Genomic DNA, 15,168 nt, shown 5'->3' with positions numbered 1-15,168 from the left:
GATTAGTTTATGATGAGAGCACTCTGGACAGCAGCCAGCGGAATGAAAGCACAACAATATAACGTGGATACAATTGCCAATAATCTTTCAAATGTAAACACTACGGGATTTAAAAAGATAAGAGCCGAATTTGAAGATCTAATATATCAAACACAAAAAAGAGCAGGCACTCCTGCAACTGAGGATACAGTAAGTCCTCTTGGCAATCAAGTTGGACACGGAACAAAAGTATCAGCAACACACAGAATCTTTGAACAAGGCAATCTGCAAGCCACCAATTTGAAAACTGATGTTGCAATTGAAGGTGATGGATTTTACAAGATTCTCTTACCAGACGGCACTTACGGATACACAAGAGATGGTTCATTCAAAATAGACGCAAATGGAGATCTTGTAACAAGTCAAGGATACAAATTATTGCCTGAAATATCCTTTCCTGAAGAATATATAAAAGATTCTATTACAATATCTCAAGAAGGAATAATATCTGTCAAAGTTGATGGAAGCCTTGATCCAATTGAACTTGGTCAAATGGAAATTGCAAGATTTATAAACCCAGCAGGTCTTAATGCTATTGGAAACAATATATTTAAAGAAACCATTGGTTCTGGAGAAGAAATATCAGGAACACCAGGAAGTAGCGGAATGGGCAGACTAAGGCAAGGCATCCTTGAAATGTCAAACGTATCAATTGCAGAAGAAATGGTAACAATGATCGTTGCGCAAAGAGCTTATGAGATAAACTCAAAAGCAATTCAAACCTCAGATAATATGCTAGGAATTGCCAATAACTTAAAAAGGTAGTGAAAACACTCACAAATAAATTTATATTCTATCTATTTACAATAAATGTATCACAAATAATGCCTTATGATACCTGTTTTACAATATCTCCTAGTAAAACATATTTTTTCTCAAAAGAATACTCAAAAATGTGCAATGATAATAACTTATCACAAATTTACATAAGCCCACATTTTAAGCAAAAACAAATAATATTTGAAATGATTAGCCATATCACAAAGAATCTAGCAAGCAAAAATATTTACATATTACAATTCAGTTTTGATGAATCAGAGATCAATATAGAAGATAAATTTTCAACTGATATAAAATTTAAGGCAATAAAAAGCACATCATATAAAAATATACCAATACAAAAAACTTTGGTTTATTATGCAAAAAAATTTGAAGATTATAAGAAACATAATAAAGTAAATATGTATATTGACATAATAGAACCAATTGTATTTGCAAAAACAGATTTAAAGGTGGGCCAAAGCTTAAATGAATATAATGTTTATTTTAAATATCAAATAAACACAACTAAAAACAACGAAACGCTCAGCCTAAACGAATTAAACCAAAGTAACTACATGGTATTACAAGATATAATAAAAAATGAAGAGCTTAAGCTAAATAAAATACAAAAACAACAATAATACCATATTCAAACATATAAATTCCCAATTGTGTTATTAGCTTTACTAATCGATTATAATGACAAAAAAATTATAGGAATTTTTCTCTTTATTTTATAATTAAGCTTTAAATTGTCAAGTAAACCCAAAGAAAAAATGAATAAACTAAAAGCAATTGCAATAATATTAAAATAAAGGTAAACTATATTGCCATACAAAAGGAACAAAATCATGAAACTATTGATAATGTTAGCCATCTTAAACTTAAAGATAGTCCTAAGCTCATTCGCACAAGAAAATCAACCTTTAAAAAATTTTGCTAATGAAAATAGCACTATAAATCAAATAAGTGAGCAAATAAAATTAAAAAATATCGCTGAAATAAAATCTACAGGTTCATATACGTTAACAGGAATTGGAATAGTAGCAGGCCTTTCTGATAAAGGAGATTCTCTACAGAGAAAAGAAATTTTAAATAAAGCTCTAAATAAAATTGGCATAAATGAAATAGATCTAACAAACATAGGAAGCAAAAACATCGCATTAGTAAGCACAACGGTCAAAATAAATGGAAACATGATTAAAGGTACAAATCACAATGTTTACATAGCATCAATGCTAGATTCAAAAGACTTAACAAATGGGATACTTTTAAGAACAGAACTGAAAGATAAAGAAGGAAAAGTACTAGCAACAGCCTCAGGTCCAATAATAATTAATGAAAAATCAAAAGGTACAGGATATATACTAAAAGGAGCAACAATACATGAAAATAAAAACTATACAAATTACAATATAATTCTTAAAAAAGAGGATTATGTCTTAGCAGATTCAATAAGTAAAAAACTAACAAGTAAAAACATAAAAAATAATATAAAATCAGGAAATATCATAGAAATTGAGATCAACGAAATTGGATTGCTAGGCGAAATTGAAAAAATAGAAGTAAAAACTATGCCTAAAGTTCTAATAAATGAACAAAACAAAATCATTATAGCAAGTACAAATGCAGAAATAGGACCCCTTATATTTTTAATTGAAAGAAATGGGGAAAACTTATTTAGCAATAGAAGCAATGAAAAAATAAAAATAGAAATACAAAAGATGAAACTAAATGAATTTATATCAAAAAATTCAAATACGCTTAGCAATGAAGAATTAATAAAAGTAATCAAGGCAGCTAAAAAAATTAATAAATTACATGGAGAATTAATTCTAGAGGAATAGATATGACAAGTAAAATCAATTTACAATACTTAGAAACAAAAAATCAAACAAAACAGGTAAAAATCCTAAAAGACAAAATAGAAAAAACAAATCAGCACAAAAATGACAATAAACTCTATGAAGCCGCACTAGAATTTGAGTCAATCTTTATAAATCAAATGCTTAAGAGCATGAAAAATTCTTTAAAAAAAGAAAATAATCTAATTAATGGAGGTCAAACAGAAGAAATTTTTGAAGATATGCTCTATTTAGAAAGAGCAAAACAAATAGCCAAATCTAAAAGTTTTAGACTTGCTGATTTAATTTATAACCAAATAGCAGAAGTAAATAACTTTAGAAAATAGTTCATATTTAATAAAAAATATTAATTATTTTCTAAGTTGGCATGATTTTTGCATCACATCAAAAAGAGAGAAGGATGTTGATACGCAAATTTCAAAAATGGGAGAAGTATTGTGATGAATATATTTAGCAATGAAGATTTAAACATATACTTAAAATCCGTAAGAGAACACAGACTAATAACTCACGAAGAAGAAATTGAACTTGCAAAACAAATTAAACTAGGAGACCTGAAAGCCAAAAACAAAATGATAAATGCCAATTTACGTCTTGTCTTAAAAATAATTAAAAGATATGCTGGCAAAGGATTAAAAGTCGAAGACTTAATACAAGAAGGAAATCTGGGTTTAATTAGAGCAGCTGAAAAATATGATCCAAGTAAGAACACCAAATTCTCAACTTACGCCTCATTTTGGATTAAACAATCGCTTCAAAGAGCATTAAATACCAAAACAAGACTTGTAAAGGTGCCATACAGAAAAGAAAATTTAATACTCCAAATAAATAAATATCTCATGGAAGAAGAAAAATCACCAAAAAAAGAAGACATAATGGAAAGATTTAACTTAACAACTGCTCAATATATAAAAATCATTCCCTATCTTGAAAAAGAATATTCCCTTGATAAAAAGATCGAAGGTTCAGAAAATTCTACACTACTAAACCTCTATGAAGACAATTCTTTTAATCCTGAGAGTACTCTTGAACAAAATTCAACATTAAAACATCTCAATCACATACTAGAGACCAAACTAAATGAAAAGGAAAGATACATCATAATAAAAAGATATAACTTAGACAACAGTGATAAAAAAAGCACCTTAAAAGACATTTCCAATGAACTTGGAATCTCCTCAGAAACCGTTAGACAAATTGAAAAAAGGGTACTTAAAAAACTCAAAGAAGAACTTTATCAATAAACGTTCACTTAATACCAGATTTTGATATAATGGAAGCTACTGGACATGAGTATTCACAATGTTTCTATTTTTCTAAAGAAACATAAATTAAAAATCACAATATTATTTGTTATTATTACATCTTTTGTCTCAATAATTATGATATTTTCTAGCCTTGTATATATAAAATCAAATGAAAAAAAATTCAATCTAAACTTTAAGAACAAATTAGCAAAACTTAAAAAAGAAAATTTAATAAAAGTACAAAAAAATTTAAAACTCAATAATTCAAAACCTGCATTTTATCTCATAATTGATGATGTTGGCTATGACGAATTTATGTTAGACGAATTTATAAAAATTGACCTAAACATCAATTTTTCAATTATTCCCTTTTTACCAAAATCAATGGATTTTTATAACAAACTAGCAAGTAAAAATAAAATTATAATGATTCATTTACCAATGCAATCAAAATATAAACATTCAATAGAAAAATTTCACATAAACATCAACGATAATGAATTTGCAATACGAACAAAAATTGAAAAGATATTTCAAACATACTCCAATGCAAAGATTATGAATAATCATATGGGGAGTCTTATTACTGCAAATGAGAATATAATGCAAATCATTTTAATCAAACTTAAAGAAGAAAATAAATACTTTTTCGATAGTCTAACTACACAAAAAAGCATATCCGCAAAAATTGGTAAAAAAATTGGGATTATAGTAGAGCAAAGAGACATATTTCTTGATAACAAAGATAATGAAAAATCCGTAATGAAAGCACTTGAGAGAGCAAAACAAATAGCTAGAACAAAAGGAATTGTTAAAGTAATAGGACATATTTGGTCAAAAAATACTCTTAAAATACTCAAACAAGAAGCAGTAAACCTAAATAAAGAATTTGAATTTAAAAATTTAATCAACCTTTATCAAAAAGAGGAAAACAATGAGAGTGCTTGGAATAGAGACTTCATGCGATGATTGCTGTGCAGCTATAGTAGAAGATGGTATTAAGATTTTAAGTAATATCAAGCTTAGTCAAAAAGAACACAAAAAATATTATGGTGTAGTGCCAGAAATTGCCTCAAGACTACACACAGAATTTATCATGTCTGTTTGTCAACAGGCGATAACAAATGCTCAAATACATGCATCAGAAATTGATTTAATAGCAGTCACATCTAAACCTGGTCTTATTGGCTCCTTAATTGTTGGGGTAAACTTTGCTAAAGGTTTATCCATTGCACTGAAAAAGCCTCTAATTTGCATTGATCATATTTTAGGACATCTTTATGCTCCTCTAATGATTAAAAAGATAGAATATCCATTTCTATCTCTAATATTAAGTGGAGGACACACAATACTTGCAAAACAAAATAACTTCGATGATATTGAAATACTTGGACGAACGCTTGACGATGCTTGTGGAGAAGCATTTGACAAGGTAGCAAAATACTATAAAATGGGATTCCCAGGTGGGCCAAACATAGAAAAATTAGCAAAAAACGGTAACCAATATGCGTTTAATTTTCCAATTACAATTTTTGACAAAAAAGAAAATAGGTATAATTTTTCATATTCAGGCCTCAAAACAGCATGTATACATCAACTTGAAAAGTTTAAAGACAAAAATGAAAACATAACAAAAAATAATATTGCTGCAAGCTTCCAAAGAGTAGCTTTTGAAAATTTAATTATTCCAATTAAAAGAGCAATAAAGGATACTAATATAAAAAAATTAATAATATCTGGAGGGGTTGCAAGCAATCTTTATTTAAGAGAAAAGATCAAAAAACTTGAAATAGAAACATACTATCCCCCAATCGACCTTTGCACAGACAACGGAGCAATGATTGCAGGAATTGGTTACCTTATGTATTTAAAATACGGGGCAAGTCCAATTGAAATTGATGCAAATTCAAGAATAGAAAACTATAAACATACAAAAGGAAAGACATTATGAAACGAGTATTAGCAATGCATGACATTTCGACTATAGGTAGAGCATCACTTACAATATGCATACCAGTCATATCATCATTTAATATGCAAGTTTGTCCATTTGTAACTGCAGTTCTCTCAGCAACAACAGATTACAAAGAATTTGAAATAATAGATTTAACAAATAACTTAAAAAAGTTTATTTTATCTTGGAAAAATCAAAATGAAAACTTTGATATATTCTATAGTGGATTCCTTGGAAGCAACACCCAGCAAAAAATAATAGAAAATATGTTCAAACTACTCAATTTTGAAAAAATAATAATTGATCCTGTATTTGCAGACAATGGTGTACTCTACCCTACTTTTGATGAAAAAATAGTTAATGGATTTAGAAGCCTAATAAAACATGCAAATATCATAACACCTAATATCACAGAATTGAAAATGTTAGCTAAAAATGAAAAGATAAACAATAAAGATGAAATAATAAAAGCAATATTAAATCTTGAAATAAATGGAATAATCGTAGTTACAAGTGTAGAAAAAGAAAATCTTATAGGGAATGTTGTTTATAACACGAAAACAAAAGAATATTCAGAAATCTTTTTAGAAAAACTAGAACAAAACTTCGGTGGAACAGGAGATTTATTTGCAAGTCTACTAATAGGATATCTGGAAAAATCGGAGATAGAATATGCTTTAGAAAAAGCAACGAAAGTAATTCATTCAATAATCAAATATTCTACTGAAAATAATACTCTTAAAAATAAAGGTATTCAAATTGAGCAATTTTTAAAAAATATTTTCTAACCTATTTCAATATAAGATTCTCTATTAGCACAGTCAAACCGTGATTTTAAAGAAAAACATAATTTGATATAAATGAATTTGTAACATTTTTTTAAATTCAATAAAATTTAGAATAGTCACTGTAAAAGTAAAAAAATATATAATATTTGCATTAAAATGCATTGTTAAATTACAATGTATATAAAAGAGGTATATGAAAGCTAAAAAAAGAATATTTTTTACAGGAGGAGGGACAGGGGGTCATGTTTTCCCAGGAATAGCAATAATTTCAAAATTAAGAGAACTTGATACAAATATCGAATTTTTTTGGTTAGGACAAAAAGACTCAATGGAAGACAAGATCATAAAAGAGCACGCATATATCAAATTTATCGCAATTCCATCGGGAAAACTTAGAAGATATTTTTCATTACAAAATTTTACTGACTTTTTTAAGGTCATATTTGGAATAATCAAAAGCTTTTTCATAATAAAAAAGTATAGACCCCAAATTATATACGCAACTGGCGGTTTTGTATCAAGTCCACCAATTATTGCAGCAAGTCTACTTAAGGTAAAAAGCATAACCCACGAAATGGATCTTGATCCTGGGCTTGCAACAAAAATCAATTCAAAATTTGCAAACAAAATACATATCAGCTTTAAAGAAAGCACAAAATATTTTAAGAACAAAAATGTCTTATATACAGGCTCACCAATCAGAAAAGAATTCTCAAATCCAAATCCAAATATAATAAAAAATTTAACTCAAGATACAAAAAAACCCATAATTAGCATACTTGGAGGCTCTCTTGGAGCAGAAATTCTAAATAAATTAACACTCAATATCAAAAACAAAATTAATGCGTATTTTATCCATCAATGTGGAAGAAATCTAGATGCAACTAGAGAGAATAATTATTTAAGAAGTCAATTTTTTAATGCAGAAGAAATGGCAAGCATAATAAAATTTTCAAATATAATAATAAGCAGAGCAGGCTCAGGTGCTATTAAAGAATTTGCCAATGCTGGTGCATGCGTAATATTTATTCCATTTGTAAAAGGCTCAAGAGGAGATCAAGTCAGAAATGCAAAACTATTAGAAAAACAAAATGCATGTTTCAAAATAGATGAAGAGAATTTAAGTGAAAGCAAAATCATAAATATGATAAAAGAGATTCTAGAAAATAAAGAAAAGTCCAATATACTAAGAAATAATATAAAAGAATTTCACAATCAAGACTCATCAAGCCTAATAGCTAATCTATTGTTAAAAGATTTTGGGGAAATAAATGCTGGTTAACGATCCTTTCAAAATAACTGGTATAGTCGACATACTAATAATAATAATTTTTATATCACTAGGATTTAGAGGATTTTTACGGGGTTTCATCAAAGAAATTGCTGGATTTGTTGAAATTTTTACTTTAATATTTTTACTTTATAATAAAACCAATGATTTTAAAATATTAATATCACCTATTCTCGATTTATCATATGTTCAAGCACTACTAGTATTTTTTTTAATAATACACATAGGATTCTTAATCTTACAAGCACTAATCGAATCAATAATAAATCATCTTAAGTTATTATTTTTTAACAGGTTACTTGGACTAATACTTGGTTTATTTGAAGCCTTTGGAATAATTGCAATTGTAGTATATATAATATACTCTCAACAAATCTTTAATCCCAGCTACTTCTTAGAAGAAAGCAAATTGCTTAAATATCTAAATCCTAGCATAAACTATTTGTTTAAAATATCAAAAACACAGTAAAGAGAATCACATGGAAAGCTTATCCGAAATAACTTACGAAATAATTAATGAGCATGAAAAAGGAAGCCTACCAAATGCAATACTTTTTTGGGGAGAGAGATTTTCTTCTAAAAAAATAACTGCAATTGAACTTGCAAAAAGAATCTTAAATACAAAAACTTTAACAAACCCAAATTTAATAATTTTCTCAAGTCTTAACATAATAGAGGCAAAGGCATATCTTAATGTAAACTCAAAGAAAGTTATAAATAAATATCTAGAATATGTTAAGAATATCATTTTTACTAAATACAATTTCAGCAGTGATAAAAACCTTAAAAAAATAGAAACAGACGTCAATTTTATTAATAATACCTATTACAAAAACGAATATAATGAGACAATCACAAAAGAACTTATTAAAAAAATTGAGGAAATAATTAAAAACATAAATTTTAACATTACCATTAGCGATGTTAGAAAAATTAAATCCTGGGTATTATCAGAGAAACATAAGATAAAGGTAATTTACATTAATGAAATTGAAAATCTAAATTTTAATGTCTATAATGCACTATTAAAAATACTAGAAGAACCACCTTTAAACATTTATTTTATTTTAGCTACAAGAAACAAAAACAAGATTCCAAAAACAATCCTTTCAAGACTAAGACTATACAAATTCAGAAAGGAAAATAGAGATTTTGAGATCAAAAAATTCAAAGAAATCTTTAATAAAAATGATGAATTAACAACAGAAGAATATTTCGACTCATTTTATAGTGAAGAACACACAAAATTAAAAGAAGAAGTCAAGCGAATTTTAAATATAATAAAAGAAAAACAGGGTATATCTAATCTTGACACATTTAATTTCCTAAAAGATGAAAATATATTTAAATTATTCTTACAAGAACTTACAAACCAGCTTAGACATGAATTTTTAAGCCAAAATTTAGACACTAATACATATCTAAAAAGATTAGAATATCTAAAATACATCTCAAAATACAGTCCATACAACCAGAATAAAAAATTAATAATCGAAAATTTAATGCTAAATTACGAGGATTAATTAATGAGCAAATTTTTAAAAAAAACCTTGACCAAATTAAATAAATTATCAAGTGATCAAAAACTTAAATTTATTCAAGATATCTATAAAAAAATAGAAATATACGATGGTATTTTTGCATCCATTAATGAAGGGATCCTAGTTCTTGATAAACTTAATAACATAATTTACCTAAACAAAATGCTATTTCAAATTTTAGTTATAAGTCCTAAATACAAACTAGAAACCCTTAAAGATATTCAAATTCCAACTCTAACAAACTTAATAGAAGAACTAGTAACAAACGAAGATAAAATAATAGGATTTGAGGTACAAATTTCAACAAACATATACATTAAAATATCATTTATGCCATACGTCAGAGATCAAAAACTTGAAGGAAATATTATTTTAATTGAAGATATTAAAGATAAAAAACATAAAGAAGAACTTTTTAGAAGAGCTGAGGCTTTAGCTGCTTTTACAAGACATGCAAGAAATATTGCTCATGAGATTAAAAATCCGCTAGGAGCAATTGATATAAACTTACAACTACTCAAAAAAGAAATAGATAGACAAAGTATCAAAAGCACAAAAGCAAATAATTACTTCAAAATAATAAAAGAAGAAATAAATAGAATGGATAAAACTGTAACAGATTTTTTATTAACAGTAAGACCAATAAAAATAGTACCAGAAAAAAGAAATATTACTGATGTTATAAAAAGTGTCTATAACCTATTAAATCCAAAATTAAACAATAAAGATATTAAATTCCTACTCAATCTAAAAAAAGTAAGTCCTGCATTAATTGACGAAAAACTCATCCGGCAAGTAATAATCAACATAGTAAAAAATGCAGAAGAAGCACTACTTGAATCAAATAAAAAGACAAAAAAAATAGAAATTTCTATTCACGAAAACACAGAAAAAATATACATTAGTATTAAAGATAATGGAAATGGAATAAAAAATGAAACAAAAGATGATATATTCAAGCCTCAATTTAGCACAAAAGAAAGTGGAAGTGGCATAGGACTAACTATTTCTTATAAAATAATTAAAGAACATGGAGGTGAAATTTTTGTGGAAAGTAAAGAGATGAAGGGAACATCTTTTACAATTACACTTCCAAAATTAAATACGGGCAAAATTCTAATTGAAGGATGTTTAGAGAATGAGTAAACTACTGGTAGCAGATGATGAAAAAAATATACGAGAAGGAATAGCAACTTATCTTGAAGAGGAAGGTTATTTTGTATTTACTGCTAGTGATGGAAAGGAAGCACTTGAAACAATTAAAAATGAAAAGATTGATGCTATAATATCTGACCTTAGAATGCCCCAAATATCAGGAGAAGAACTACTCAGAATCGTAAAAGATAAAACCCCAAATATTCCCTTCATTATCCTTACAGCTCATGGAACTGTCGATTCAGCAGTAGATGCTATGCGAGAAGGTGCTTATGATTTTTTAACCAAACCTGTTGATCTTGAAAGACTGTTACTCATAATAAAGCGAGCCTTAAATGGTAAAAATGACAAAAGACATGAAAACATATCCCAAGATAATGTCATAATTCGAAAAGATTTAAATTATTATGAACGTATATTTGGAAAATCACTTATAATGCAAAAAACTTTAGAACTTGTAAAAAAAATCGCAAAATCAAAAGCATCTGTCTTAATAACTGGAGAGAGCGGAGTTGGAAAAGAAGTAATAGCAGATGCCATATTTGACTTATCAAATAGAAATGATAAACCCTTCATTAAAGTCAATTGCGCTGCACTCTCTGAGAGCACACTTGAGAGTGAACTCTTTGGACATGAAAAAGGAGCATTCACAGGTGCAATATCTCAAAAAAAAGGAAGATTCGAATTAGCAGATAAAGGAACGATATTTTTAGACGAAATAGTAGAAACATCACCTGAGGTTCAAGTCAAACTACTAAGAGTGCTTCAAAATAGAACATTCGAACGAGTAGGTGGAGAAACTACTATGCAAGTTGATATTAGATTATTAACAGCAACAAATAAAAATATTGAAGAAGAAATTAAAAAAGGAAGGTTTAGAGAAGACTTATTTTATAGGCTTAACATAATAAATATCAATATTCCTCCCTTAAGAGAGAGAAAAGACGACATACCAAAGCTAACAAAAATACTAATTAAAGGTGTTGCAAGTGAAAATAATAGAGAAGAGAAAAATCTCTCCAATGATGCACTAAAAGCCCTTTATGCATATGATTGGCCAGGAAATATTAGAGAGCTCAAAAATGTACTAGAGAGCGCCTTAATATTATCTAAGGGAAAGCAAATTGTAAAAGATGATTTACCTCCCAAAATTAGAAATAACACAAACCAAATAGTTAAAATTACCCTACCAATAGGTATAAGCTTAAAAGAAGCAGAAAAAGAAATCATTAAGCAAACACTTTTACATTCTAAGAACAATAAAAGCAAATGTGCCAAAATACTTAAAATAGGAAGAAAAACCTTGCACAATAAAATAACAGAGTATGATATATCTTCAATAAAGCACAATTAATTAATAATTAGTACAAAAATATATATACAAAGTATGGAAAAAAACTATATCCTTATATTTAAAATCGACCTATCACATACTGATAAAATAAGTATCTATCTACTTCAAAATCTTAATAGGATTAACAGGTGCATCTTTTTTCAATATTTCAAAATGCAAATGGGGACCTGTTGAACGACCAGTTCGACCTACCCTACCAATAATATCCCCTGTTTTTAAAACATCTCCTTTCCTTACAATATAAGAACTAAGATGGCCATAAAGGGATTTAATATTGTTTTTATGTTCAACCACAACAAAATTGCCATAAATATCATTATAGTCAACTACAACTACAACACCATAAGATGAGCAAAAAACCAAAGAATTCATTGGAGCTGCAAGATCTATACCTTTATGAAAATTTTTAATACCAGTAAACGGATCTGCTCTAAATCCAAAATCAGAGCTAATAATAAAGCCCTTTAAAGGCAAAATAAAATCAGAATTTAAAAAGAAAATCATTTCTGTGCTTGAGAGGTAACTTAACTCTGGTTGTATCAAAGAATCAAAAAAATAAAACTCATAAATCTTATTATTTTGTCTAACTTTTATCTTTTCTGCTTTTGTTAAATCCCTTGTTGCTAAAAGTAAACTATTAAATCTATGTTCCTTATTATCAATAATAAAAATGCCTTTTTTACTAGGAATTAAGATCTCTTTTCCTGCCTTTAAAAAAGGAGAATCTAATAAATTAATTGTTGAAATGCTAGTTTGCCAACCATTTACCTTATTTGCAATCTTAAAAAAAGTATCACCTTCTTTAACTTTATATGAATAAATAAATAAAGGAATTTGTACTCTTTTATTATATTTAGCAATTTTTGACTTAAGATCATAAAAAATAGGATCTTTATTTGAAAAATTCTTTATCACAGGATAAGAATAGGCAAAATCAAACTGCAAAAAGAAGAAGACAAATTCTAATAAAAGAGCAAATTTACTCACAGATAAACTCCAATTAATATATGGGGTTAATATAATAAAAATTTAAAAAAAAGGAAATAATAAATAAACTTGTAAATAAATAAAAACTATATTAAACTAATCTTAATTATGAAATTAAATGAATATCAAATAAAGGCTAAACAAACTGCTAAATATAAAAATAAAAAAGAAGAACTAATCTTAACAACCCTTGGGCTTGCTGGTGAGACAGGTGAAGTTGTAGAGAAAATAAAAAAACTAGGTCGTGATAAAGAATATATCCTTGATGATGAATATTTATTGGCAATTAAGAAAGAACTTGGTGATGTGTTATGGTACATTTCAAATTTAAGTAATAATCTTGGAATAACACTTGAAGATGTTGCTATTACAAATTTAGAAAAATTAAAAAAAAGACATGAAAACGGCACAATTAATGGCGAAGGCGATGAAAGATAAAATACATTAAGTTCTACGTTTAAGTATATAAGAAATAATGATAAGCATTTATATAAAAGGTTTACTAATTGGTATTGCAAGCATAATACCAGGAGTTTCAGGGGGCACTCTAGCCTTCATGCTAGGGATCTACTACAATATAATAAATTCATCTGCAAATTTAATAAAATTAAAAAAGGTAAAAGAAAACACAATTTTTCTTGGAATATTATCACTTGGCATATTAACTTCAACAACCATCCTTGCTAAAATATTTAAAAGCTATATTTTAGATGGAGAAATAAGAGAAACATACTTAAATGTATTTTTTATAGGATTAACCACAGGAAGCATATTCACATTAAAAAAAGAAATAGATACAAAAACAAAAATTAACAAGCATAAAGAAAGTACAAACTATTTATTATTTTTAATTGGATTGCTCACTATACTATGTTTATTGATACTAAGAACTTACGATATATCACTAAACATATCAGCATATCAAGATAAAAGCTCAATTAAATATTACTCACTCATTGCTAGTTCAGGAATAATAGGTGGCAGTGCAATGATTCTACCGGGCATTTCAGGTTCACTCATATTATTAAGTCTTGGAACTTATAAAGAAATTATCAACATCATTTCACAACTCAATATAAAACTATGCATAACATTTGGAATATCCACAATAATAGGAACAGGAATTACAATACTAATAATCAAAAAAACAATAGACAAGCATATTATAAAATTCCTCTACTTATCTACAGGTTTAATCTTGGGATCAATCATAAATATGCTATTCGTTATAACAAAACTCAACGTACAACCTAATTTAATATTTAATCTATCTTTAAGTAGTCTATTTATTACAGGAATCTATATAAATAAACTACTTGAAGATAGATTAAGCAATCTGAAAACTTTAAATACCGAAAACCGGACTTGAACCGGTACGGAGCTTCCTCCTCAGGATTTTAAGTCCTGTGTGTCTACCATTTCCACCATTTCGGCATCGCTAGTAATGATATAATAATGCAATAAGGATGTCAAGAACTAAATATTTACAAAATTTATTTAATCAAAATACTTTTTGGAAAGCTATTTATATAAAAATCATCATATAAATAACTTAAAATAACATAAATCAAAGAATGAAGGGATATTTGAGCTGAAAAATTAGAATAAACTCGATCATCAATGGTATTAATTATATGCAAAGGATTAATTGAATCATAAATCAAACTAAAATAACCATTCCTAATAATGATATCTAACATACCAAGCTCATGCTTACCCAAAATAAAAAGTAAATTTTTATACCTATAATTTAAATATGTTATTTGATCATTAAGAATAAAAATATCTAAATTATTAGCTATTTCTTCATCAAAATTAAAAACAACAATCCCATAATGATGATCTTTAAACATAAAATCAATAACCACACCTAACCTGAACTCATAAAGCCCTTCGATAAAATCTAAAATTTGAATCTTAATCTTTTCTTTAGCAAGAATACTAATAGAAGATCTATTATTTTGCCTAATAAAATAGGTATTTTTAAAACTTCCAAATGAAACTCTGTTATTAACTAGATCCAATTCCTCTTTATTACCTAAATTTTTAATAATGACTAAATCAAAACCTGACAAAAACATATTATAAGCAACATCTACTAATGTATCCAAAGAAGTAAAATTCTTTGGAAAACTAGTAATACCAAATTCCAAAATGCTAAAATTCCTCCTTGGAAAGCTACAAG

Annotated in this window: 16 protein-coding genes, 1 tRNA gene and 1 pseudogene; 15 read left to right on the top strand and 3 right to left on the bottom strand. The window is 27.4% G+C overall.

What is annotated here, in order from left to right:
- Positions 1-9 precede the first annotated feature (9 nt).
- The 13 genes and pseudogenes from flgG to bpSLO_RS03885 all read left to right on the top strand — a co-directional run bounded on the left by flgG (position 10) and on the right by bpSLO_RS03885 (position 11,996).
- The gene (flgG, locus tag bpSLO_RS03945; RefSeq protein WP_025375753.1) at positions 10-804 is read left to right on the top strand and encodes a flagellar basal-body rod protein FlgG; all 795 of its coding nucleotides are present in this window, start codon (positions 10-12) and stop codon (positions 802-804) included.
- Positions 805-863: 59 nt separating this feature from the next.
- Positions 864-1,442 (top strand): hypothetical protein, encoded by a 579-nt coding sequence (locus bpSLO_RS03940; protein ID WP_422385942.1) that lies wholly within the window; start codon positions 864-866, stop codon positions 1,440-1,442.
- A gap of 210 nt (positions 1,443-1,652) precedes the next feature.
- Positions 1,653-2,648, top strand: a complete 996-nt coding sequence (locus bpSLO_RS03935; protein ID WP_025407295.1) for a flagellar basal body P-ring protein FlgI — start codon at positions 1,653-1,655, stop codon at positions 2,646-2,648.
- Positions 2,649-2,650: 2 nt separating this feature from the next.
- Complete coding sequence (locus bpSLO_RS03930; protein ID WP_025375749.1) at positions 2,651-2,992, top strand: rod-binding protein; 342 nt, start codon at positions 2,651-2,653, stop codon at positions 2,990-2,992.
- A gap of 114 nt (positions 2,993-3,106) precedes the next feature.
- Positions 3,107-3,910, top strand: a complete 804-nt coding sequence (locus bpSLO_RS03925; protein ID WP_011772702.1) for a sigma-70 family RNA polymerase sigma factor — start codon at positions 3,107-3,109, stop codon at positions 3,908-3,910.
- Positions 3,911-3,955: 45 nt separating this feature from the next.
- The gene (locus bpSLO_RS03920) at positions 3,956-4,882 is read left to right on the top strand and encodes a divergent polysaccharide deacetylase family protein (RefSeq protein ID WP_025407296.1); all 927 of its coding nucleotides are present in this window, start codon (positions 3,956-3,958) and stop codon (positions 4,880-4,882) included.
- A pseudogene (gene tsaD / locus bpSLO_RS03915) lies at positions 4,848-5,886 on the top strand (tRNA (adenosine(37)-N6)-threonylcarbamoyltransferase complex transferase subunit TsaD). Before bpSLO_RS03920 ends, tsaD begins: the two are co-directional and overlap by 35 nt.
- Positions 5,861-6,655, top strand: coding sequence for a PfkB family carbohydrate kinase (locus bpSLO_RS03910; RefSeq protein ID WP_025407297.1), 795 nt, complete (start codon positions 5,861-5,863; stop codon positions 6,653-6,655). Before tsaD ends, bpSLO_RS03910 begins: the two are co-directional and overlap by 26 nt.
- Positions 6,656-6,848: 193 nt before the next feature.
- On the top strand, positions 6,849-7,937 hold the full coding sequence (gene murG / locus bpSLO_RS03905) for an undecaprenyldiphospho-muramoylpentapeptide beta-N-acetylglucosaminyltransferase (protein ID WP_025375745.1): 1,089 nt from the start codon (positions 6,849-6,851) through the stop codon (positions 7,935-7,937).
- The gene (locus bpSLO_RS03900; RefSeq protein ID WP_025375744.1) at positions 7,927-8,415 is read left to right on the top strand and encodes a CvpA family protein; all 489 of its coding nucleotides are present in this window, start codon (positions 7,927-7,929) and stop codon (positions 8,413-8,415) included. The genes murG and bpSLO_RS03900 overlap by 11 nt, the downstream gene beginning before the upstream one ends.
- Positions 8,416-8,425: 10 nt before the next feature.
- On the top strand, positions 8,426-9,469 hold the full coding sequence (locus bpSLO_RS03895) for a DNA polymerase III subunit gamma/tau (RefSeq protein WP_025407298.1): 1,044 nt from the start codon (positions 8,426-8,428) through the stop codon (positions 9,467-9,469).
- A 3-nt stretch (positions 9,470-9,472) separates the two neighbouring features.
- On the top strand, positions 9,473-10,633 hold the full coding sequence (locus bpSLO_RS03890) for a two-component system sensor histidine kinase NtrB (RefSeq protein ID WP_025375742.1): 1,161 nt from the start codon (positions 9,473-9,475) through the stop codon (positions 10,631-10,633).
- A complete protein-coding gene (locus bpSLO_RS03885) occupies positions 10,626-11,996 on the top strand; it encodes a sigma-54-dependent transcriptional regulator (protein WP_025375741.1) in 1,371 nt (456 codons plus the stop codon). The genes bpSLO_RS03890 and bpSLO_RS03885 overlap by 8 nt, the downstream gene beginning before the upstream one ends.
- Before the next feature lie 99 nt (positions 11,997-12,095).
- Here bpSLO_RS03885 and bpSLO_RS03880 read toward each other — a convergent pair whose 3' ends face one another.
- Entirely contained in the window at positions 12,096-12,983 is an 888-nt protein-coding gene (locus bpSLO_RS03880) for a LysM peptidoglycan-binding domain-containing M23 family metallopeptidase (RefSeq protein WP_025375740.1), read from the bottom strand.
- A 108-nt stretch (positions 12,984-13,091) separates the two neighbouring features.
- Between bpSLO_RS03880 and bpSLO_RS03875 the strand changes: the two genes are divergently transcribed.
- Positions 13,092-13,421, top strand: a complete 330-nt coding sequence (locus bpSLO_RS03875) for a nucleoside triphosphate pyrophosphohydrolase family protein (protein ID WP_011772692.1) — start codon at positions 13,092-13,094, stop codon at positions 13,419-13,421.
- A 37-nt stretch (positions 13,422-13,458) separates the two neighbouring features.
- Entirely contained in the window at positions 13,459-14,352 is an 894-nt protein-coding gene (locus tag bpSLO_RS03870; RefSeq protein WP_025375739.1) for an undecaprenyl phosphate translocase family protein, read from the top strand.
- On the opposite strand, the gene bpSLO_RS03865 is transcribed toward bpSLO_RS03870, so the two are convergent.
- A tRNA-Leu gene (locus bpSLO_RS03865) sits at positions 14,334-14,417 on the bottom strand. The genes bpSLO_RS03870 and bpSLO_RS03865 overlap by 19 nt on opposite strands.
- A 59-nt stretch (positions 14,418-14,476) precedes the next feature.
- Entirely contained in the window at positions 14,477-15,136 is a 660-nt protein-coding gene (locus bpSLO_RS03860) for a hypothetical protein (protein ID WP_025407299.1), read from the bottom strand.
- Between the last annotated feature and the right edge of the window lie 32 nt (positions 15,137-15,168).

It is taken from the genome of Borrelia parkeri (genome assembly GCF_023035815.1).
GTDB lineage: Bacteria > Spirochaetota > Spirochaetia > Borreliales > Borreliaceae > Borrelia > Borrelia parkeri.
Note: the sequence above shows the minus strand (reverse complement) of the source record. Positions and strands in the feature narration are given on the sequence as shown.

Coding starts and splice junctions, on each gene's coding strand:
- flgG (WP_025375753.1), top strand. CDS start 10: ATGATGAGAGCACTCTGGACAGCAGCCAGCGGAATGAAAGCACAACAA.
- bpSLO_RS03940 (WP_422385942.1), top strand. CDS start 864: ATGCCTTATGATACCTGTTTTACAATATCTCCTAGTAAAACATATTTT.
- bpSLO_RS03935 (WP_025407295.1), top strand. CDS start 1,653: ATGAAACTATTGATAATGTTAGCCATCTTAAACTTAAAGATAGTCCTA.
- bpSLO_RS03930 (WP_025375749.1), top strand. CDS start 2,651: ATGACAAGTAAAATCAATTTACAATACTTAGAAACAAAAAATCAAACA.
- bpSLO_RS03925 (WP_011772702.1), top strand. CDS start 3,107: ATGAATATATTTAGCAATGAAGATTTAAACATATACTTAAAATCCGTA.
- bpSLO_RS03920 (WP_025407296.1), top strand. CDS start 3,956: ATGAGTATTCACAATGTTTCTATTTTTCTAAAGAAACATAAATTAAAA.
- bpSLO_RS03910 (WP_025407297.1), top strand. CDS start 5,861: ATGAAACGAGTATTAGCAATGCATGACATTTCGACTATAGGTAGAGCA.
- murG (WP_025375745.1), top strand. CDS start 6,849: ATGAAAGCTAAAAAAAGAATATTTTTTACAGGAGGAGGGACAGGGGGT.
- bpSLO_RS03900 (WP_025375744.1), top strand. CDS start 7,927: ATGCTGGTTAACGATCCTTTCAAAATAACTGGTATAGTCGACATACTA.
- bpSLO_RS03895 (WP_025407298.1), top strand. CDS start 8,426: ATGGAAAGCTTATCCGAAATAACTTACGAAATAATTAATGAGCATGAA.
- bpSLO_RS03890 (WP_025375742.1), top strand. CDS start 9,473: ATGAGCAAATTTTTAAAAAAAACCTTGACCAAATTAAATAAATTATCA.
- bpSLO_RS03885 (WP_025375741.1), top strand. CDS start 10,626: ATGAGTAAACTACTGGTAGCAGATGATGAAAAAAATATACGAGAAGGA.
- bpSLO_RS03875 (WP_011772692.1), top strand. CDS start 13,092: ATGAAATTAAATGAATATCAAATAAAGGCTAAACAAACTGCTAAATAT.
- bpSLO_RS03870 (WP_025375739.1), top strand. CDS start 13,459: ATGATAAGCATTTATATAAAAGGTTTACTAATTGGTATTGCAAGCATA.